The organism is Natronospirillum operosum, from assembly GCF_004768465.1.
Taxonomy (GTDB): domain Bacteria; phylum Pseudomonadota; class Gammaproteobacteria; order Pseudomonadales; family Natronospirillaceae; genus Natronospirillum; species Natronospirillum operosum.
On record NZ_SRMF01000010.1, the window covers coordinates 93,763 to 114,768 of the forward strand.

18 protein-coding genes are annotated in these 21,006 nt (G+C 62.4%); 5 read left to right on the forward strand and 13 right to left on the reverse strand.

The features are described from left to right. Positions 1-19 precede the first annotated feature (19 nt). Both E4656_RS17290 and E4656_RS17295 read left to right on the forward strand, forming a co-directional pair. Positions 20-1,330, forward strand: a complete 1,311-nt coding sequence (locus tag E4656_RS17290) for a 2-oxo acid dehydrogenase subunit E2 (RefSeq protein ID WP_135484566.1) — start codon at positions 20-22, stop codon at positions 1,328-1,330. Between the two features lie 26 nt (positions 1,331-1,356). Next, positions 1,357-3,210 carry a protein kinase domain-containing protein gene (locus tag E4656_RS17295; protein ID WP_135484567.1) on the forward strand — a complete coding sequence of 618 codons (1,854 nt, stop codon included), beginning with the start codon at positions 1,357-1,359 and terminating at the stop codon, positions 3,208-3,210. Here the strand turns inward: E4656_RS17295 and E4656_RS17300 are convergent. The 13 genes from E4656_RS17300 to E4656_RS17360 all read right to left on the reverse strand — a co-directional run bounded on the left by E4656_RS17300 (position 3,182) and on the right by E4656_RS17360 (position 17,611). Continuing rightward, the gene (locus E4656_RS17300; protein WP_135484568.1) at positions 3,182-5,293 is read right to left on the reverse strand and encodes a molybdopterin-dependent oxidoreductase; all 2,112 of its coding nucleotides are present in this window, start codon (positions 5,291-5,293) and stop codon (positions 3,182-3,184) included. The two genes, E4656_RS17295 and E4656_RS17300, sit on opposite strands and share 29 nt — an antisense overlap. Positions 5,294-5,461: 168 nt before the next feature. Beyond that, positions 5,462-5,971, reverse strand: coding sequence for an Hsp20 family protein (locus E4656_RS17305; protein WP_135484569.1), 510 nt, complete (start codon positions 5,969-5,971; stop codon positions 5,462-5,464). Positions 5,972-6,203: 232 nt separating this feature from the next. Then, positions 6,204-7,061 (reverse strand): ABC transporter permease, encoded by an 858-nt coding sequence (locus E4656_RS17310; RefSeq protein WP_205849258.1) that lies wholly within the window; start codon positions 7,059-7,061, stop codon positions 6,204-6,206. Next, positions 7,058-8,032 (reverse strand): ATP-binding cassette domain-containing protein, encoded by a 975-nt coding sequence (locus E4656_RS17315; RefSeq protein WP_135484570.1) that lies wholly within the window; start codon positions 8,030-8,032, stop codon positions 7,058-7,060. Before E4656_RS17315 ends, E4656_RS17310 begins: the two co-directional genes overlap by 4 nt. A 57-nt stretch (positions 8,033-8,089) precedes the next feature. Then, positions 8,090-8,665, reverse strand: a complete 576-nt coding sequence (locus E4656_RS17320; RefSeq protein WP_135484571.1) for an elongation factor P hydroxylase — start codon at positions 8,663-8,665, stop codon at positions 8,090-8,092. Positions 8,666-8,667: 2 nt separating this feature from the next. Further along, positions 8,668-9,687, reverse strand: coding sequence for an SPFH domain-containing protein (locus tag E4656_RS17325; protein WP_135484572.1), 1,020 nt, complete (start codon positions 9,685-9,687; stop codon positions 8,668-8,670). 105 nt (positions 9,688-9,792) lie between these two features. Beyond that, complete coding sequence (locus E4656_RS17330; RefSeq protein WP_135484573.1) at positions 9,793-10,254, reverse strand: NfeD family protein; 462 nt, start codon at positions 10,252-10,254, stop codon at positions 9,793-9,795. A 284-nt stretch (positions 10,255-10,538) separates the two neighbouring features. Continuing rightward, entirely contained in the window at positions 10,539-11,456 is a 918-nt protein-coding gene (locus E4656_RS17335; RefSeq protein ID WP_135484574.1) for a hydroxymethylglutaryl-CoA lyase, read from the reverse strand. Next, the gene (locus E4656_RS17340; protein ID WP_135484575.1) at positions 11,453-13,414 is read right to left on the reverse strand and encodes an acetyl-CoA carboxylase biotin carboxylase subunit; all 1,962 of its coding nucleotides are present in this window, start codon (positions 13,412-13,414) and stop codon (positions 11,453-11,455) included. Before E4656_RS17340 ends, E4656_RS17335 begins: the two co-directional genes overlap by 4 nt. A gap of 44 nt (positions 13,415-13,458) precedes the next feature. Next, positions 13,459-14,229: an enoyl-CoA hydratase-related protein gene (locus E4656_RS17345; RefSeq protein ID WP_135484576.1), complete on the reverse strand. Its 771-nt coding sequence runs from the start codon at positions 14,227-14,229 to the stop codon at positions 13,459-13,461. A gap of 3 nt (positions 14,230-14,232) precedes the next feature. After that, positions 14,233-15,831, reverse strand: coding sequence for a carboxyl transferase domain-containing protein (locus E4656_RS17350; protein WP_420812694.1), 1,599 nt, complete (start codon positions 15,829-15,831; stop codon positions 14,233-14,235). Positions 15,832-16,001: 170 nt separating this feature from the next. Further along, positions 16,002-17,168 (reverse strand): isovaleryl-CoA dehydrogenase, encoded by a 1,167-nt coding sequence (locus tag E4656_RS17355; RefSeq protein ID WP_135484578.1) that lies wholly within the window; start codon positions 17,166-17,168, stop codon positions 16,002-16,004. Next, complete coding sequence (locus E4656_RS17360) at positions 17,165-17,611, reverse strand: MerR family transcriptional regulator (protein WP_276605989.1); 447 nt, start codon at positions 17,609-17,611, stop codon at positions 17,165-17,167. The genes E4656_RS17355 and E4656_RS17360 overlap by 4 nt, the downstream gene beginning before the upstream one ends. Positions 17,612-17,752: 141 nt before the next feature. On the opposite strand from E4656_RS17360, the gene E4656_RS17365 reads away from it, so the two are divergent. From E4656_RS17365 to E4656_RS17375, 3 genes are read left to right on the forward strand one after another with little or no spacing between them, the layout of a single operon-like run. Beyond that, the gene (locus E4656_RS17365; protein WP_135484593.1) at positions 17,753-18,910 is read left to right on the forward strand and encodes an acyl-CoA dehydrogenase family protein; all 1,158 of its coding nucleotides are present in this window, start codon (positions 17,753-17,755) and stop codon (positions 18,908-18,910) included. A gap of 57 nt (positions 18,911-18,967) precedes the next feature. Then, entirely contained in the window at positions 18,968-19,762 is a 795-nt protein-coding gene (locus tag E4656_RS17370; RefSeq protein WP_135484579.1) for an enoyl-CoA hydratase, read from the forward strand. Between the two features lie 23 nt (positions 19,763-19,785). Next, on the forward strand, positions 19,786-20,943 hold the full coding sequence (locus E4656_RS17375; protein ID WP_135484580.1) for an enoyl-CoA hydratase/isomerase family protein: 1,158 nt from the start codon (positions 19,786-19,788) through the stop codon (positions 20,941-20,943). Positions 20,944-21,006: the final 63 nt, after the last annotated feature.

Here is a 21,006-nt window from a genome sequence, read left to right on the forward strand (position 1 = left end):
GGGAACGGAGATACATGGTATGAAAACCGATTTTATTCTGCCCGACATCGGTGAGGGCATCGTGGAATGTGAACTGGTCGAGTGGCGGGTGCAGGAAGGTGATCCGATCGCGGAAGACCAGCCCGTCGCTGACGTGATGACTGACAAGGCCCTGGTCGAGATCACCGCCATGCACACCGGCACGGTCAGCCGGCTCTACTGCAAGCAGGGTGATATCGCCCGGGTCGGGGAGCCGCTGTTCGAAATTGAAGTGGCTGGGGACGAGAAAGCGGAGTCGAAAGTTGAAAGTCGAAAGTCGAAAGTCGAAGAAAGCCAGTCGACAGAAGACAGTCGACAGAAGACAGTGAAGAGCGGGGAGTCGAAAGTAGAAAGTCGAATGTTGAAAGTTGAAAGCAAGGCTGGCTCGGGCTCGCTGTCTACTGTCGACGGTCAACTGTCGACTAACAGCAAGGTTTTGGCGACTCCAGCCGTCCGAAGAATCGCGCGTGAAAACGATCTGGATCTGAGCCAGGTGCCGGGTTCGGGGCGCAATGGCCGGGTGCTGAAGGAAGACATTCTGCAGTATCTGGATCAGGGTGGCGCCGCACCACAGGCGGCCCCTGCGACAGCGACTGTGCCTTCGGCAGCGGACCGCACCGAGCCCATCAAGGGTGTGCGGGCGGCCATGGCGAAGCAGATGGCCGACTCGGTGAGCACCATCCCGCACTTCACCTATGCCGAAGAAGTGGATGTCACCGCGCTGGACCAGTTGCGGCAGCAACTGAAGCCGCGCTTTGCCGAAAAGGACCTGAAGCTCAGCATGATGCCCTTCATCATCAAGGCGCTGGAACTGGCCATTCGGGACTTCCCGTTGCTCAACAGCCGGGTCAACGCCGACTGTACCGAGCTGACCTACCTGGCCGACATCAATGTGGGTATGGCAGCCGACACCCCGATGGGCCTGCTGGTACCCAATATCAAACGGGTCCAAACCCTGTCTCTGGAGGAGATAACCGCCGAGGTCAACCGCCTGACGGCACTGGCCCGGGACGGCCGACTCAGCCAGGACGACATGAAGGGCGGCACCATCAGCATTTCCAATATCGGCGCTCTGGGTGGCACCGTGGCCACGCCCATCATCAACAAGCCGGAAGTCGCCATAGTGGCACTGGGCCGGGTACAGCGGCTGCCCCGCTTCGCAGACGACGGCAGCGTCACCGAACGGCGCATCATGCAGGTGAGCTGGTCCGGTGATCACAGGGTTATTGATGGCGGCACCATGGCGCGCTTCTGCAACTGCTGGAAGGGCTATCTGGAAGATCCGGTGACCATGCTCACCGCATTGCGCTGACATCCAATGCGGGGCAAGCTGACAGCATGACCGAAGCACCGCAGGTACTGCAGCAGTTCTACATCAACGAAGATCAGTCCCTGTATCTGATGAGCCATCAGGACGCTCAGAAGATCAGGGACTGGGTGCACCTCTGTCAGGCGCAATTGTCGCAGCTCGGTTTCCACGATATCGAGATGATCGGCAAGGGCGCCTACGGCTTCGTGTTCGGTGGCCGGGATGCCGAGGGCGGCGACTTTGTGTTCAAGTTCTCGCGTATCAACCTGCCGCAGACGGTGCAGGACCGGCTGGAGGAAGAAGCCTGGATGCAGAACCAGGTGCAGCACCCGCATATTCCCAAGGTACAGGAATACACCCGCCTTGGCCGGCAGTCCGTGCTGATGATGGAGCGTGCCCGCGGCCTGGACCTGGAACGCTACGCCATCCGCCATGGTCGCCTCTCACCCCGGCTGGTCATGCGTATCGCCACCCAGTTGATCGATGTGCTGCAGGCCCTGCGCAACTACCGGCGTGACGGGCAGGACATGCCCATAGTGCATGGCGACATCAAGCCCTCCAATATCGTGTTCGACCCGGAGCAGGAAAAGATGTGGTTGGTCGACTGGGGTTCCAGTGTGTTTGCGCAGCTGGACGCCAACGGCCAGCCCGTCGGGCCCGCTCAGCTCGGCCTGATGAGTGCCGACAACCAGTCCACCAACGCCAAGCTGGGTGATGTCTATTTCATTGGCGAGGATCAGCTCAATGGCGGCCTCAGCTCGCCCCGCTTTGATGAACAGGGTGCCGCCGCCACCCTGTATGCCATCGCCTCGGGTCTGCCCTGCCGCTACGGCTACGAAGCCATGCCGGCCACGGCACTGAACCTGCCGCAGGAATTCGCGCGCACGCTGCAAATGCTGCTGGCGGGTGAACCGGCCGCACGGCGCCGCGCCGGCGATTACCTGATGGCACAGATGCACCGCATGGCACGCATCGTGGTGCCGGAGCTGCCCAATCCGGCAGAGAAACCCCAGATCCCGGTCTGGACCTTCGACAACGAAGGGCCCATGGAAACCGTGGTCTACAGTTCAAGACGCAGCTTTCTGCGCGAAGAACAGCTGGACCCCTACCTGCTGGCCCAGGTCGATGATGTGGAGCTGGAAAAGTACTACAAGAACTTCATGCACGGCATGGGGCCGACCGAACGCGCCTTTCTGGCTGCGGTCAGCCGGCTCGGCAAGTTCCCCATTGTCGGCGGTCTGGCCGTACACTGGGAGGAAGACGGGGTCTACATGGACTCCAGCCTCAACCTGCACGACCCGGAGCTGCGGGCGCCCTTTGTGCAGGCGGTCAACAACATGGTGACGCTGGGGCGTGCCATCCACCGCCAGGGCGTGTTCAAGTGCTGCATGTTCGATGCCCGTGTCACCCTGCACGTGGAGCGGGCCGGGCCCGAGGTACCCTTCCAGCCACCGCCAGAGCTGCGCATTCCCTTTGCCGTGCATACAGCCCCGACCAGCGAGGACAGCACGCGCAACCACTCCTATTTCGAGGACGGGGAAGACCCGGACGAATCGCTGGATCTGCCACAGGCCATCATGGACGAGATCGTCTTTCTGAATGATATCCGGCACACCGGGCTGATCATCTTCGAGGCCATGCCCACCCACCTCAAGGTGCACAACTACTATGTGCTGCTGGATCCCATGCGGGAGGCCGACTTCAGCGCCGCACTGGAACGCATCGTGGCCGCCATTCCGCAGATCGTCGGCCTGGGCGTCTCGGGCTACATGAAACTGCCGTACAAGAACACCCGCCGGCTGTCACCGCTGGACCGCCTGCCCGACCGCTTCTTTCCGCGCGATCCGCGGGCCTTCATGCCGCAGTCGCAGGGCGCAGGCTGACCCGGGTAGAAAAGAAGGTGGCGCCCCCGCCCATGTCGGCTGGCCGCGACGGGGTCAGATGATTCACCGCCTGCAGGCCCTGCTCCGGGCTGTCCCGCCACAGACCCAGCGTGACCAGAGTCTCGGGCAGCACCTCGGCAGCCACTTTCGCTGTCAGTTCCACACTGCCTCGCTCGTTGAACAGCCCGACCCGATCCCCCGTTGCAATGCCCTCCCGGGCAGCGGTATCGGGGTGCATGATCACGGTTGGCGTGTTGCCTTCCAGACGCTGCAGTTTCTCGTCCTCGGCACAGGTGGAATTCAGAAAGCGGTGGTTGGGTGCCGTGATCAACCAGTAGGGATGGCCTTCCGGCTCCTGCAGCGGCGTGTGGGCCGGCAGTGGCGGCAATCCCAGATCCGCCAGGCGCTGCGAGTACAGCTCGATGCGCCCGGAAGCGGTCGGAATATGTTGCGGATACAGTCCAATATCCGGCACCTTGAGCCGCTGCCAGCCGTGCGTGCGCAAGGATTCCAGCGTGATGCCCTGCAGGTAGGGGCTGGGGCTGTCCAGAGCCTGACGTACAAGGTCTTCCTCGGTGTCCTGAAAACAGGGGTCGGTAAAGCCCATCTCGGCCGCCAGATCCCGGAACAGCTGTACATTGGAACGCGCCTCGCCCTGCGGCGGCAGCACGGGTTCGCTGAGCTGTACATAGAGATGCCAGTAGGACTTGTACAGATCCAGATTCTCGAAATGACTGGTCGCCGGCAGCACGATATCGGCATAGCCGCAGGTATCGGTCAGAAACAGGTCATGCACCACGGTGAACAGATCATCCCGCTGCAACCCGGCACGCACCCGGCTCTGGTCGGGGGTGACCTGAACCGGGTTGCTGTTGTAGACAAACAGCGCCTGTACCGGCGGGTCGGCTGCCAGCAGGGCCGCACCCAGCTCGTTCATGTTGAAGGTGCGGGCCTCGGGGCTGGGATGCAGATCCGGCCGCCGCAGGGCCTGCGCATTGAACTGCGCATACCAGCCGTTGCCTTTCAGGGCACCGCCACCGCGCCTGCCCCACTGGCCGGTCAGGGCCGGCAGACAGCTCAGCGTGCGGATGATCATGCCGCCATTGTCATGATGCTGCAGCCCATTGCCGATACGCAGCAGCGAGGGGCTGGTGGTACCGTACAGATGCGCCAGATGCTCGATGGCCGACACTTCCAGCCCGGTCACGGCCGCCGTGTGCTCCGGCGTCCACTGCTGTACTTCGGCGCGCAGGGCGTCCACTCCCAGTGCGTGCTCACGCAGAAAGGCGTCATCGGTCAGGCCATCACGAAACAGGATGTGCATCATGCCGAGCGCCAGGGCCGCATCCGTGCCCGGGCGCAGGATATGGCTTTCATCGGCCCAGCGCGCGGTGCGGTTGTGATGCACGTCGATGCAGACAATGCGCGCGCCCTGTTGGCGGGCCTCGTTGGCCAGCATGACCTGATGCATGTTGGTGCTGACAATGTTGCAGCCCCAGATGATGATCAGCCGAGCATGGGGCGTGTCTTCCGGGTCGACGCCGGCGGTCGCGCCCATGGTGTGGGCATAGCCTTCGGCAGCTGCTGAATTGCAGATGGTACGAGCCAGCTTGCTGGCTCCGAGGCGGTTGAAAAAGCGCCGGTCCATGGATTCACTGTTCAACACGCCCATGTTGCCGTAGAAGCTGTACGGCAGAATGGCCTCTGCGCCGTGCGTGCGAATGATGTCGCGGAAGCGCTGACCGATGTCCCGACAAGCCTCGGCCCAGCTGATGGGCTCGAAATCGTCGAAGGCCGGGCGTTGGCCCAGACCCTTGGGTCGGTCAGAGCGCCGGCGCAGCGGCGTCAGTACCCGCTCCGGGCTGTGTACCCGCTGCGGAAAGCGCTGCACCTTGTGGCAGATGGCACCCCGGGTCACGGGGTGATCCGGGTGACCGCCGACCCGGGTGATCACCGGGCTCGAAGTGCCGTCTGCAGATGGCTCCGAGTCCACAGTTACCTGCAGGGCACAGGCATCCGGGCAATCGAGCGGGCATACCGAGCGCTGCTGGCGGGGGCCGACTTTGATATCAGAAGTGGTCATGGCTTACCGGTCCGGGGCATGAGGAACAGATCAATCCGAGGCAAGGCGACAGTCTACTAGAGGGACCAAGACCAGACAAAAAAACGGGCAAAAAACAAGGGCAGCGGAGGTCCACTGCCCTGTAACGACAGGATTAACGTGTGGTCTTCTCAGACTGCTAGCAACCGATCAGGCGGCTTTCTTGCCGGCCTTCTCGGTTTCAACCTTGCCAGCCTGGGGCTTCTCCTGAGGCTGGTGCTCCAGTGCCTGCTGATCGTCCACGTCGATGTCAATGCTCTTGGGCTTCATGGCTTCCGGCACTTCCTTCACCAGGTTGATGGTGAGCAGGCCGTTGCTCAGGTTGGCCCCGCGCACTTCGACATGGTCCGCCAGGCTGAACTTGCGCTCGAAAGTGCGCGTCGCAATACCCTGATACAGGTACTGGCGGTCGTCACTGTCTTCGGCTTTGCGACCACGGACAGTCAGTACACCGCGCTCCACCTGGATGTCCAGTTCGCTGCGCTCGAAGCCAGCCACAGCCAGCGTCACGGCGTAGCGATTTTCATCGGTCACCTCGATATTGTACGGCGGATAACCGGCAGAGTGCTGGTCATTGCGCAGTACGGAATCCAGCAGTGAACCGAAGCGGTCAAAACCGATGGTGCTGCGGTACAGCGGAGTCAGATCAATGGTGTTCATGGCAATATCCTCCTTCAGAAGCGATATCTGATTAATGTCACTCATTGTCAGGCGGGCACACTGCCCAGTTCAGGCGCAGTGGCCACGCCGAGACGGACTCTCTGCGAGACGTCCGCCTCTGCTCACTTAATGGGGTCTGCGCATCCGGCTTCAACAGGACAGGAGGAGCTGAGAGCCCGCCATTACGGGCTCTTTACACTTTGAAGGAGATCAGTTGGAGCGCTGTTTCAGATCATCTGGGGCGCCGGTACAGCACCATGGCCAGCGGTGCGAAAACCACCGTAATAAAGGCCGGCAGTGCCAGCGCCAGCAGCAGGCCGGACAGGGTGGCGGTGCCCGCCATCAATTCCCGAATGGCCGACACCAGATGCGATACCGGGTTGGCATTGACCACCGCCTGCAGCCAGCCGGGCATGGTCGCCGGGTCGACAAACACATTGGAGGCGAACGTCAGCGGCATCAGGACAATCCAGCTGATGGTCATGACGGTGCCCGGTGTGCGCATCAGCAGCCCCAGGGTGGTGAAGATCCAGCCGATACCGAAGGCAAATACATTCAGCAGCACCATGGAGTACAGCACCCCTGCCAGCCCGGCCTCAGGCCGAAAGCCCATCAGCAGCCCGATCAGAACCACAATGATGGAAGAGCCGGTATAACGCAGGAAATCACCCAGCATGGCCCCGACCAGCGGCGACGGGCCCCAGATCGGCATCGATTTGAAGCGGTCATAGATGCCCTTGGAGATATCGGTGTTCAGCGTTACCCCCGTATAGATGGTGGTGAAGATGACGGTCTGCGCCAGTATGCCCGGCAGCAGAAACTGCAGGTAGTCGATAGTCGACCCGGCCAGTGCACCGCCAAACAGGTAGGTGAACATGACCGTGAACATGATGGGCGTCACCACCACGTCGAACAGCTGTTCGGGCACATGCTTGATTTTCAGCAGCGCACGCCAGCCGAACATGGTGGCATTGGACACCGGTCCGGGGCGACGCGGTGCAGCACGGCGACTGATGGCCTGCTGCAGGTCGGCATCGAACAGAGCGCCGGTTTCGGGTTCAGTCATCGGGGCAAGCTTCTGATCGCTCATGCGGTCACCTCCATGGTGTCGGTCTCCGGTTCGGCTGGATGCCCGGTCAGGGCCATGAATACTTCATCCAGGCTGGGCTGCCCCAGCGAGAAACTGCGCAGCGGGATATCGGCCTCGGTCAGCGCATTCAGCGCCCGGGGAGCATGCCGGGTATCATCCAGTTGCAGCGTCAGCGCCGTGGGGTCGGCTTCGGCATAGGGCTCTATGCCCAGTTGCTCGCGCAATACCCGCGCCGCCGGTTCACGCTGGTCGGCCGACAGCACACTGACATGCAGCACACTGGTACCGACCGAGGCCTTCAGCTCGGCCGAAGTACCTTCGGCAATGACCCGACCATGGTCGATGACGGCAATACGCTCCGCCAACTGGTCGGCTTCTTCCAGATACTGCGTGGTCAGCAGCACTGTAGTGCCGCCCCGGGTCAGGGCGCGCACGATGTCCCACACCTGGTTGCGCGAGCGCGGGTCCAGGCCGGTCGTGGGCTCATCCAGAAACAGCAGGTCGGGCGTGACCAGAATGGAAGCCGCAATATCGAGACGCCGGCGCATGCCGCCGGAATAGTATTTCACCTGCTGCCCGGCAGCCTCGGCCAGCCCGAACCCCTGCAGCAGCTCTTCTGCCCGGGCGCGGCCGTCACGGCGGCGGAATCCGAGCAGACCGGCCAGCAGCCGCAGGTTTTCCAGACCGGTGAGGTCTTCATCGACAGAAGCAAACTGCCCGGTCAGGCTGATGCGCTGCCGCACTGCTGCCGCTTCCGTGGCCACATTGTGCCCCAGTACCAGGGCTTCGCCGCCGTCGGGTTTGAGCAGGGTGGCCAGCATTCTGAGTGTGGTGGTCTTGCCGGCGCCGTTGGGGCCCAGCACGCCATAGACGGTGCCCTGAGGCACACGCAGGTCGACGCCGTCGACGGCGCGATTGGTGCCGAACACCTTGACCAGTTGTCGGGTTTCAATGGCGAGGGGGCTTGTCATATCAGGCTCTCCGTGTGCCGCACATCCGGCTTTAAGGAGAGCCGAGTTTAGCCCTGTCTAGGCAGGCTGGCGACTGAGCTTTGTCACAGTTTTGCGGCCTGCATGAATGGGCAGTTGCTGCTCGAACTCGCGGGGACTGACGGCGTAGAATGCGGTCAGAGCCTCGACCAGCAGTTGCGGCCGGGTATTGAGGCCCTGCGCCAGCAGACGCCTGACTTCCTGCCGCACATTGGCCTTGAAGGATGCCGATGGCCCGCAGCCGCCGCTGATATTGTCGGCACTGAAATGAAACGGGTGCCCGGCAGCGGCAGCGAAGATCCATTCATAGGCCTGCGGTCGCACCTCGACCCGCTCGAACTCGATCTGCTCGGCCGGAGTACGGCCGTCCGGCTTGTACCAGTAGCCGAAATCCTCCAGTTGGCGCCGCGCCGACCCCGCCACGCACCAGTGCCCTATTTCGTGCAGGGCACTGGCAAAGAAGCCGTGCGCAAACAGGATCCTATGACACGGATGCGTGGCGTCCGCCGGGAGATAGACCGGCTCGTCATCCCCGGCGATCAGTTCGGTCTGGTAGCGGTCCCGGAACAGGCTGTTGAACAGCCTGATCAGGTCCTCAACCTGGTATTGCCGCATGCTCAGCCCTGGCTGTTACCGCTGCCGCCACTGACGGCACCCGGGCCCAGCAGCTCGCGAATACCGCCGACAGAGCCCATGAGATTGGACGCCTCAACCGGCACGAATACGCGATCGCCCTCTTTCGCGATCTGCGGCAGCATGTCGATATAGTCCTTGGCAATCAGGTAGTTGATGGCCATGGAGGGGTCATTGGTCTTGTCCTGAATGGCTTCCACGATATGGCGGATCGCCTTGGCTTCACCCTCGGCATGCAGGACCGCTGCCCGCTTGTCACCCTCGGCCTTGGCCACGGCGGCTTCGCGGTCACCTTCCGCATTCAGGATAACGGACTGCTTGTCGCCTTCCGCTTTCAGAATTTCGGCCTGCTTGTAGCCCTCGGCCGTTCTGACCTGAGCCCGGCGATTACGCTCGGCCACCATCTGCTGGTTCATGGCCTCGCGAATCTCGTCCGGCATGGTGATATCGCGGATTTCCACCCGGTTGACCTTCACGCCCCACTTGTTGCCGGCTTCATCCATGGTGGACTGCAGCCGGCCATTGATCTCGTGCCGCGACTCGAAAATCTTGTCCAGTTCCATGGTGCCGATTTCCGAACGCAGGGAAGTCTGGGCCAGGGTCTGAATGGCCAGCACCAGATTCTCGGTACCATAGACAGCGGCCTGGGAATCCATGATCTGGTAGTACAGCACGCCGTCGATCTGCACATTGACGTTGTCCTGCGTGACGACAGCCTGGGCCGGAAAGTCGAGCACGATCTCCCGCATGTCGATCTGGCGGTCGATACGGACTACCGGCTGACCATTCTCGAAGCGCAGAATGGTGATCTGACGGGCCTGATCAATAAAGGGCACCAGAAAGTTGAGGCCCGGCTCGAGCACCCGATGGAACTTGCCCAGCCGCTCGATCACCATGGATCGGCGCTGTGGCACCAGGGTCAGACCCTTGATGACCAGCAGAATGATGACGACTGTGAGCAGTACAATCAGGCCGAAACCTGTAAAATCGGTAAATTCGTTCATGGACCTCGGTCTCCGTAGGTCGGTTTCAAGACAGTATGTAGTTGCTGCCCCGGCAAGTACTGCTGCCGGGGGTTTTGTTCGGCATCAGGGCGGCTCAGGGCCGCCTCATGAAGAGTTTGGCTGACTCTGGCCCGACTCGGGGCGCACTATGGCGGTAATGCCTTCAAAGCGCAGAATGCGCACCTGCTGGCCGGGCATCAGCTCGGTACCGGCATGGGCCGGGTCCGGCTTCACCGGGTAGGTGTCGCCCAGCGCCTTGACGACCAGACGTTCACCATCCTGCTGCAGTGCATAGGTTTCATCAGCCAGCCTGCCCTCGCTGTGCTGGCTGTTGCGGCGCCCCGTGATGCGCCGCATGATCAGAATGACCACCGGGATGAAGATCAACCCGGATACAGCGGCGAAAGCCATTTGCGCGTTCACATCAAGCCCCAGCAGGGCCGCCAGCACACCAGCGAAGGACATCAGCGCCAGCACCAGCAGAATACCACTGGCCCCACCGGCCACGACGATATCCACCGCCAGCAACACCAGCGCCAGGGCCAGCCAGATTACCCAGGGTTCCATGCCGTTTCCTGTATCAGATATTCACGTGGAGGTTAGGGGAGTCGGGGGCAAAGCGCAATAAACCTCTAGGTTAGTAGACAGTAGACGGTCGATAGAAGACAGTAGACGGTAGACCAAGATAGTCGACAGTAGACGGTCGACAGATGACAGTGGTGGGCGTATCTAGATACAACGACCCACTTCAGGTTGGCAAGCACTGAACGACTTGCACGATTTGTCGGGTTGGCGCTGTATAACTGTCGACCGTCTTCTGTCCTCTGTCTACCTTCCTACCTTCTGGCTACTCAACTTTTACTGTGATGCTCCCGCGCCTGCAGCGCCAGCCCGACCTTGGAGCGATTGTGCCGCTCCAGGCGTTCGCAGATGGCTGTGCCGACCTTGGCCATCGCCTTGAGGTCGACATCGGTGCGAATACCCAGCCCCTGCAGCAGATAAAGCACGTCTTCGGTGGCAACATTACCAGCCGCACCCGGCGCATAGGGGCAGCCACCAAGGCCCGCGACGGAGCTGTCGATCACGCTGACGCCCTCTTCCAGCGCGGCATAGATATTGGCGATGGCCTGACCGTAAGTGTCGTGAAAATGTACCGCCAGCGCCTCTACTGGCACCTTTTCGCTCACGGCATGCAGCATGCCCTTTACCGACAGCGGCGTGCCCACACCCAGCGTGTCGCCGAGGGAAATCTCATAGCAGCCCATTTCATGCAGGGCTGCAGCGACCCGAGCCACGGCATCCGGAGGCACTCTCCCCTCGTAGGGGCAACCGACCACGGTGGAGACATAGCCGCGCACGCGGATCTTCTGCTTGCGGGCCGCTTCCAGCACGGGCCTGAAACGGTCGAGGCTTTCCTGAATGGAACAATTGATATTGCGCCGACTGAAAGTCTCCGAAGCTGCGGCGAACACGGCCACTTCGTCGGCACCGGCCGCCACGGCATCCTCGAACCCGCGCATATTGGGCGTCAGGGCGGAATAGATAACGCCGGGTCGGCGATTGATCTGGCGCAGCACGTCGGCAGAGTCGGCCATCTGCGGCACCCATTCCGGTGACACGAAACTACCTGACTCGATGTGTTTGAGCCCGGTATCCGCGAGCCGCTCGATCAGTCTTACCTTGTCAACAACGGCCAGCGGGTGGGTTTCATTCTGCAGGCCGTCACGCGGCCCCATTTCAACCAGTCTGACCTGACGGGGTAATCTCATTCCACTGTCTCCTCAGCCGGCACAAAGGCCAGCAATTCGGCACCGGCGCTTACTGCCTCACCGGGCTGAAACCAGAGGGTTTCGACAGTGCCGTCGGCCGGGGCGCGAATGCTGAGCTCCATCTTCATGGCTTCCAGCACCATCAGCGCCTGTCCGGCCGTCACGGCCTGCCCTGTGTCCACCAGTATAGACACTACTGTGCCATTCATGGGAGCCGTCAGAGAATGATCTTCGTCGCCGCCTGTGGACAGGTGCTCTGCCACCGGCTGACAGACCATATGCCAGGGTCGGCCGTCCACAAACAGTGTCAGGTGTCGCGGTGTGCCGCGATCCCTGGTAAACCAGCCTGCCGAGTGCAGGTGGCCGTTCACTGTCACCTGCGCCCGGGTCTCGTCCAGTCGGGTGACGCAGGCCCGCTCCGCTTCCAGCGTAACGGCTGTGATTTCGCCCTGGCACTCCACCTCGATGCAGCGTTGCGCCGGCTGATTGAGCTGCCAGCCCACCGGCTGGCTCCATAGGTCGCGCGACTGCGCAGCCTCGCGCTCGAGCAGGGCCTGATGCAGGGCCCCCGCCATCTGACTCAGGGTCGCATCCGCTGTCGGCGTGGCCAGCAGCTCTGCTTCCCGCGTGCCGATAAAGCCGGTATCCAGGTCGCCGGCAATAAAATCGGGGTGCAGGACCAGGCGCCGCAGAAACGGGATATTGGTCACCACGCCATCCACCTGATAGTCGGCCAGTGCCTGGGCCAGGCGCTGCAGTGCAGCCTCCCGGGTGTCGGCATGCACGATCAGCTTGGCGATCATGGGGTCGTAGTACATGCTGACCTCATCACCCTGCACCACGCCCGTATCAATTCTGACGCCGTCGACTTCGGCCGGCGGGCGCAGGCAGTGGAGCGTGCCGGTGGCCGGCAGAAAACCGTGTTCGGCATCCTCGGCATAGATGCGGGCTTCCACCGCATGGCCCGACAGGCGAAGGTCGGACTGACTCAGCGGCAGCGGCTGCCCGCTGGCCACCTGCAACTGCCAGGCAACCAGGTCCTGCCCGGTGATCATCTCGGTTACCGGATGCTCGACCTGCAGCCGGGTATTCATTTCCATGAAATAGAAGCTGCCGTCGCGGTCGAGCAGAAACTCCACGGTACCGGCCCCGACATAGTCAATGGCCAGAGCGGCACGCACGGCAGCTGCCCCCATGGCCTGACGCAGGTCCTCCGTCATGCCGGGTGCCGGTGCTTCCTCAATGACCTTCTGGTGCCGTCGCTGCAACGAGCAGTCGCGCTCGGCCATATAAACTGCATTGCCCTGGGTGTCGGTAAACACCTGAATTTCCACATGGCGCGGCGCCAGCACGCATTTTTCGACCAGCAGGTCCCCATTGCCAAAGGCGTTCTCGCCTTCGCGCCGCGCCGCTGTCGCCGCCTCGGCGAAATCCTCCGCCCGGCCGACCACGCGCATACCCTTGCCACCGCCACCCTGCACGGCCTTCAGCATGACCGGGTAGCCGATCTCGTCAGCGGCCTGACGCAGGCGCTGCGGGTTCTGATCGGCACCATGATAGCCCGGCACCAGAGGCACGCCGGCCTGCTCCATCAGCGCCTTGGCCGCACTCTTGGAGCCCATGGCTTCAATGGCACTGGCCGGCGGGCCGATAAAGACAATGCCTGCGGACTCGCAGGCGCGGGCAAACTCTGCATTCTCGGACAGAAAGCCATAGCCGGGGTGTATGGCCTGGGCACCGGTCTGCTGTGCCGCAGCCAGCACCTTGTCAGCCCGCAGGTAGGACTCGCGGGCCGGAGCCGGGCCGAGCAGAACGGCTTCATCGGCCATCTGCACATGCTGCGCCTGCTGATCGGCTGCGGAGTAGACCGCCACGGTACGGATACCCAGCTCGCGACAGGTCCGCATGACCCGACAGGCAATCTCGCCTCGGTTGGCAATCAGTATCTTGCTGAACATGGGTGCGCCTTCCTGTTGGGCGCCGGCGCGGGGCCGGCAGCGTATTACTGTTTTTTCAGGAACTGCTTCAGGCCGGCCTGACCGTCCTCGGAGACCCGCACGGTGGCAATGCGCTCACTGATTTCATCCAGCAACTCATCATCGATAGCGTGGTCGCTAATGGACAGAATCAGATCCTTGGCCTGCAGCACGGCCGGATGCCGATTGCTCAGCACCACATCGGCCCAGTTGGAGGCCGCTGCCTCCAGTTGCAAAGCCGGCACCAGCTTGTGCACCAGGCCCAGTGTGAGCGCCTGCTCGGCCTCAATCACCTCCGCACTCAGGCAGTAGCGCCGGGCCTGACGCTCACCGATGGCACGGGTGACATACGGCAGTATGGTGGCCGGCATCAGCCCAACCTTGACTTCGCTGAGGCAGAAGCGGGCATCGTCGGCGGCCAGCACCATGTCACAGCAGCTCACCAGACCTACGGCACCACCGAAGGCAGCACCCTGTACCACGGCCAGAGTAGGCTGCGGCATGTGGTAGAGAGTGTTCATCAGCTCCGCGAGCCGACGCGCATCGGTGACGTTGTCCGCATAGTCGTTGTCGATCATGCGCTGCATCCAGCCCAGATCGGCGCCAGCACTGAAGTGGTTGCCAGCACCACCGAGTTGCACGATCTTGACTTCGGGTGTTTCAGCCGCCTCCTTCAGTTCAACGATCAGCTCTTCAATCAGCGCATCGTCAAAGGCATTGCGCTTGTCCGGGCGATTGATGGTGAGGTGCAACACCCCGCGTTCGTCCAGTTCCTGTAACAGAAAGTCCTCAGTCATGATTCACATCCTGAACACACCGAAACGTGTGTCTGCAATGGGTTTGTTCAGACAGGCAGACAGGCTCAGAGCCAGTACTTCCCGTGTCTGAGCCGGGTCTATAATGCCATCATCCCACAGGCGTGCACTCGCATAGTAGGGGTGCCCCTGGGTCTCGTACTGTTTGCGGATGGGCTCCCTGAAGGCCTTTTCATCGTCGGCGCTCCAATTTTCGCCCCTGGCTTCCAGGGCATCCCGCCGCACCTGAGCCATGACTCCGGCTGCCTGTTCACCGCCCATGACCGAGATGCGGGCATTGGGCCACATCCAGAGGAAGTTGGGGTCATAGGCCCGGCCGCAGAGCCCGTAGTTGCCGGCGCCATAGCTGCCGCCAATGATGACGGTCAGCTTGGGTACTCGGGCACAGGCTACCGCGGTAACCAGCTTGGCGCCATTCTTGGCAATGCCTTCGGCCTCGTACTGGCGCCCCACCATGAAGCCGGTGATGTTCTGCAGAAATATCAGAGGAATATGACGTTGGGTGCACAGTTCGATGAAATGGGCCCCCTTCAGGGCCGATTCGCTGAACAGCACGCCGTTGTTGGCAATAATACCGACCGGATGCCCGTGCAGGCACGCAAAGCCGGTGACCAGAGTGCTGCCGTAGAGCGGCTTGAACTCGTCAAAGACCGAGTCATCCACAATGCGGCTGATCACTTCGTGCACATCATAGGACTTGCGCAGATCAGTGCCGACAATGCCGTACAGCTCTTTCGGATCATGCCGGGGCGGCACGGGTGTCGCCTGGTTGTCCGGTACTGGTTTGCGGTGGTTCAGGCGCGCCACGGCACGACGTGCCAGATGCAGGGCATGCAGGTCGTTCTCAGCATAGTGGTCGGCCACCCCGGAGACCTTGCAGTGCACATCGGCACCACCCAGTTCTTCGGCACTGACCACCTCACCGGTAGCGGCCTTCACCAGCGGCGGGCCAGCCAGAAAGATGGTGCCCTGATTGCGCACGATAATGGATTCGTCCGCCATGGCCGGCACATAGGCGCCGCCGGCGGTACAGAGCCCCATGACGACGGCAATCTGCGGTATGCCCTCGGCGGACATGTTGGCCTGGTTGAAAAAGATGCGCCCGAAGTGCTCGCGGTCGGGGAAGACTTCATCCTGCTGCGGCAGGTTGGCACCGCCGGAATCGACCAGATAGATGCAGGGGAGCCGGTTCTGCTGCGCTATGGCCTGGGCCCGCAGGTGTTTCTTGACCGTCAGCGGGTAGTAGGTGCCACCCTTCACCGTGGCATCATTGGCCACGATCATGCACTCGACGCCCTCGACGCGCCCGATGCCGGCGATCACACCGGCACAGGGTATGTCGTCGTCATAGACGTTCCAGGCCGCGAACTGGCCGATCTCCAGAAACGGCGAGCCGTCGTCCAGCAACCGGCGCACGCGTTCCCGGGGCAGGAGTTTGCCGCGGTCAGTGTGGCGGCGCTGCTTCTCTTCACCGCCGCCCTGCCGGAAGCTGCTGACCTTTTCCTGCAGATCATCGACCAGGGCCTGCATGGCCTGCTGGTTCCTGCGGAACTCGTCGCTGTTCACGTTGACTGCTGTGGTCACACTGGGCTCCTGTTGTTCATGTTCATAGCCTCCGTTGTAGGCTGTGAGCTTGCTCACGCATTGGGGCCAGGGCGCCATGCGTGGCCGAGGGCCACAGCCTACAGATTCTGCGTGGTCGAGGGCCACAGCCTACAGATTCTGCGTGGCCGAGGGCCACAGCCTACAGGCGCTCACGATTCGTTGAACAACTCCCGCCCGATCAGCATGCGGCGAATCTCGGAGGTGCCGGCGCCGATCTCGTACAGCTTGGCGTCGCGCAGCAACCGTCCGGTCGGGTATTCATTGATGTAGCCATTGCCGCCCAGCAACTGAATCGCATCCAGCGCCATCTGCGTGGCCTTCTCTGCTGCATACAGGATAGCCCCTGCAGCATCCTTGCGCGCGGTTTCGCCCCGGTCGCAGGCCATGGCCACGGTATACACATAGGCGCGGCAGGCATTCAGCGTGGTGTACATGTCGGCCAGCTTGCCTTGCACCAGCTGGAATTCTCCAATGGCCTGACCAAACTGCTTGCGGTCGTGCACATAGGGCACCACCACATCCATGCAGGCCTGCATGATGCCCAGCGGGCCGCCGGCCAGCACGACGCGCTCATAATCCAGGCCGCTCATCAGTACCTGTACACCGCGGCCTTCTTCGCCCAGCAGGTTCTCCGCCGGTACCTTGCAGTTGTCGAACACCAGCTCACAGGTGTTGGAGCCGCGCATGCCCAACTTGTCGAGCTTCTGCGCCTGGCTGAAACCGGCAAAACCACGCTCGATGACAAAGGCGGAAATGCCCTTCGAGCCGGCGGCCGGGTCCGTCTTGGCATAAACCACATAGGTTTCGGCATCCGGGCCGTTGGTGATCCACATCTTGTTGCCGTTCAGCACATAGTGGTCGCCCATTTTCTCGGCGCGCAGCTTCATGCTGACCACATCGGAACCCGCGCCCGGCTCGCTCATCGCCAGAGCCCCGACATGCTCGCCGGAAATCAGCCCGGGCAGGTATTTGGCTTTCTGCTCGGCCGTGCCGTGGCGACGAATCTGATTCACACAGAGATTGGAATGCGCCCCGTAGGACAGCGCCACCGAGGCCGAGGCACGACTGATCTCCTCCATCACCACCACATGGGCCAGATACCCCATGCCGGCACCGCCATCGGCTTCCGGCACGGTGATGCCGAGCACACCGAGATCCCCCAGCTTGCGCCACAGATCTGCCGGAAATTCGTTCTTCTCGTCAATCTCTGCCGCGCGCGGTGCGATTTCTTCCCGTGCAAACGCATTGACCTGGTCGCGCACCATGTCGATGGTGTCATCCAGCCCGAAATTCAGAGCCTTGTAGGGCGTTATCATTGTGGTCCACCTTGGTTGTCCAGTTCATCACGCAGCCGGGTCTGGCCATCGGCACTCATGGAATTCCAGCAGCGCGCTTCGGCATTGCGCAGCTCTTCCTGCACGATGCGCAGGTCCACCAGTTGCTGTTGCAGCGCCGCCTGGCGTTCGCGCACCTTGCGAATCATCACGCTCAGTTGCCGGTCATTGTTGCCGTTGGACTCGTCATAGAGTTCAAACAGCTCGCGCGTCTCGGCCAGCGAAAAACCCAGTCGCTTGCCGCGCAGAATCAGTTTCAGCCGCACTCGGTCCTTGCGCGCGTAGATGCGCTTCTGCCCTTCCCGTGCCGGCGCCAGCAGACCTTCGGACTCGTAGAAGCGAATACTGCGCGGTGTGATATCGAACTCCCGCGAGAGTTCGTTGATGGTCCAGGTCTGCTGTTTGGTGTCCGGCATGACGGTCATGGTGCTCAGGCTTTACAGTTTGGTCTCAGTTGTCGGCAAGCCTAACTCAGCTTTACGTTTGCGTAAACGTCAACCTGTGCTAATTTCGAGACCAAACAAGACAGCCAAATGGAAACCGGGGCTTACAGCCCGAACACTGCCATGCACTATGACCTGACTGAAGATCAACGCGCCTATGTCGAGTCCGCGCGCCAGTTCTCCGAGAAGGAACTGGCACCCCATGCCGCGCGCTGGGATGCAGACTGCGAATTCCCCACCGACGTCATCCGCCGGGCGGCGGACATGGGCTTCTGCGGCCTCTATACACCCACGGATCAGGGCGGGCTCGGCCTGTCGCGTCTGGATTCCAGTCTGATTTTCGAACAGCTGGCCATGGGCTGCACCTCCACTACCGCCTACCTGACCGTGCAGAACATGGTGACCTGGATGATTGCCCGCTTCGGCTCGGAGGGCCTGGCCGGCGAGTGGGTGCCGCGCATGGTCAGCGGCGAGGTGCTGGGCTCCTACTGCCTGACCGAACCCGGCTCCGGGTCCGATGCGGCGTCGCTGCAGACCCGGGCCGAGCGCCAGGGTGACGACTATGTGCTGACCGGCACCAAGATGTTCATCTCCGGCGCCGGGGCTACCCAGGTGCTGGTGGTGATGGCGCGCACCGGGGGCGACGGCGCTGCCGGTATTTCCGCCTTTGTGGTGCCGGCCGATGCGGCCGGGGTCGCGGTCGGCAAGCCGGAAGACAAGCTGGGCTGGAAAAGCCAGCCCACCTGCGCCATTACCTTTGACAGCGTGCGCATTCCGGCCACCAACCGCCTGGGCGCGGAAGGCGAAGGCTTCCGCTTTGCCATGCAGGGGCTGGATGGCGGCCGTATCAATATTGCCACCTGTGCCCTGGGTACGGCCCAGGCCGCACTCGACGAGGCCCGCGCCCATGTGCTGGAGCGGCGGCAGTTTGGGCGCCCGCTCGCCGACTTTCAGGGCCTGCAGTTCAAGCTCGCCGACATGGTCACGGACCTGGTCGCTGCGCGGCAGATGATTCGGCTGGCCGCCTACCGGCTGGACCATGCCGACCCCGAAGCCAGCGCCTACTGTGCCATGGCCAAACGCTTTGCAACCGATGCCGGCTACCGCGTCTGTGACGATGCACTGCAATTATTCGGCGGTTACGGCTACATTAGAGAGTATCCGGCCGAAAGGCATCTGCGCGATGCGCGGGTGCACCGGATACTGGAAGGCACCAACGAGATCATGCGGGTCATCATTGCCCGTCGCCTGCTGGCCGAGGAGGCCGGCAGACTGCTCTGAGGTTCCACGACTGTTTGTCAGGGCCTGCCGCCCTGCCACAGGACAACAGGAGGCCGTATGACTAGCGAGCGCGAACAAGGCTCAACCATGCAACTGGAGCGGGATGGTGCCGTCGCCATCATCACCATGAACAACCCGCCGGCCAACACCTGGACGCCGGAGTTGTTGCACGACTTCAGAGTCATGCTGGATCAGCTCATCGACGACGAGGAAGTGCGTGCCCTGGTACTGGCCAGTGGCAGTGAGCGGTTCTTCTCTGCCGGCGCCGACGTGAAGCAGTTTGCCGACGGCGACGCTACCCAGGCCACCACTGCGGCCCGGGCCTTCGGCTCCGCCTTTGAAACCCTGACTTCATTCCGCGGCCTCACCGTGGCCGCCATCAATGGCTGGGCCATGGGCGGTGGCCTGGAGGTGGCCCTGGCCTGTGACCTGAGGGTGGCCGACGAGACCGCCGTGATGGCGCTGCCGGAAGCGCGGGTCGGCCTGCTGCCCTGTGCCGGCGGCACACAGAACCTGACGCGACTGGTCGGCGAAGGCTGGGCCAAGCGCATCATCCTCTGCGGTGAACGTGTGGATGCCAGTCAGGCGCTGCAGATCGGTCTGGTGGAAGAAGTGGTCGGCGCCGGCGAGGCTCGTGTCAAAGCGCTGGAACTGGCGCAGATGTCCTGCCGCCAGAGCCCGGCTTCCGTGGTGGCCTGCAAGACCCTGATTCAGCACACGCGCTCCGGCGACCACAACTCGGCCCTGATGCGCGAACGGGATCTGTTTGTCGACCTGTTCCGCACCGACGACCAGAAAGAAGGCGTGCAGGCCTTTCTGGAGAAACGGGAACCCAACTGGCAGAACCGCTGACACAGAGCCAGGAGCACACAGTCATGTCCAGATCCGAAGACCAACGCACGGAGCCCCCCGTGCTGTTCAGCGAAATTCCGCTCGGCCCGCATGGTCAGTTTCGCCTTGGGCGCGCCACCCTCAATCGCCCTCGCGCCCTGAATGCGCTGGGCCGCGACATGATCGGCCTGCTGCTGGAGCAGTTGCCGCGCTGGGCCGAGGACCCCAACATCGTGGCCGTCTGGCTGGATGGCGAGGGCGACCGGGCTTTCTGCGCCGGCGGCGACGTGGTGCAGGTCTATCTCTCGATGACCTCCGAAGACCGCTACGCGGAAGACGAAGCACTGGACTATTTCAGCCACGAATACCGACTGGACCACATGATTCATGTGTTTCCCAAACCGCTGATCTGCTGGGGCAACGGCATCGTCATGGGCGGCGGCCTGGGGCTGATGGTCGGCGCCGGCACCCGGGTGGTGACCGAGCAAACGCGCATTGCCATGCCGGAAATCACCATCAGCCTGTTCCCCGATGTCGGCGGCAGTTGGTTTCTCAACCGCATGCCGGGCCACAGCGGCCGCTTTGTGGCCCTGACCGCCGCCCATCTGAATGCCAGTGATGCGCTCTTTGCCGGGCTCGCCGATCGCTTCATACCGCATGGTGCCCACGAGCGCGTGCTGCAGGCCATGCGTGATGAGCACTGGTCCGGCGACCCGCATCAGGATCAGGCCCGACTGGATCGCCTGCTGCGCGGCTACAGCCATCTGGGCAATGCCGGCATACGCAAGCAACTGCCGGCCAGCCCCCTGCGCCAGCATCTGGACCGCATCAACGACCTGGTGGACCACCCTACCCTGGCGGAAACCGTGCATGCCATTTGCGGCCTGACCGACAACGACCCCTGGTTGCAACAGGCTGCTGCCAACTTGCGTCAGGGCAGCCCCACGGCAGCGCATGTGATCAATCACCAACTGCAGCGGGCCCGCCACTGGTCGCTGGCAGAGGTGTTCCGTGCCGAGCTGGAACTGGCCGTCAACTGCTGCCGCCTGGGCGAGTTTCAGGAAGGGGTCCGGGCCCTGCTCATCGACAAGGACAAGCAGCCGCGCTGGCGTTATCCGGATGTGGAATCGGTGGAGCAGCAGTTTGTCGATGCCCACTTCGAACCCCTGCCGCAGCCCAATCCGCTGGCAGACCTCGAATAGGCAGGCGCCCGGCGCAGCAACACCTCAGCTACCGAATACTGACCAGAATGGAGACATGACCGA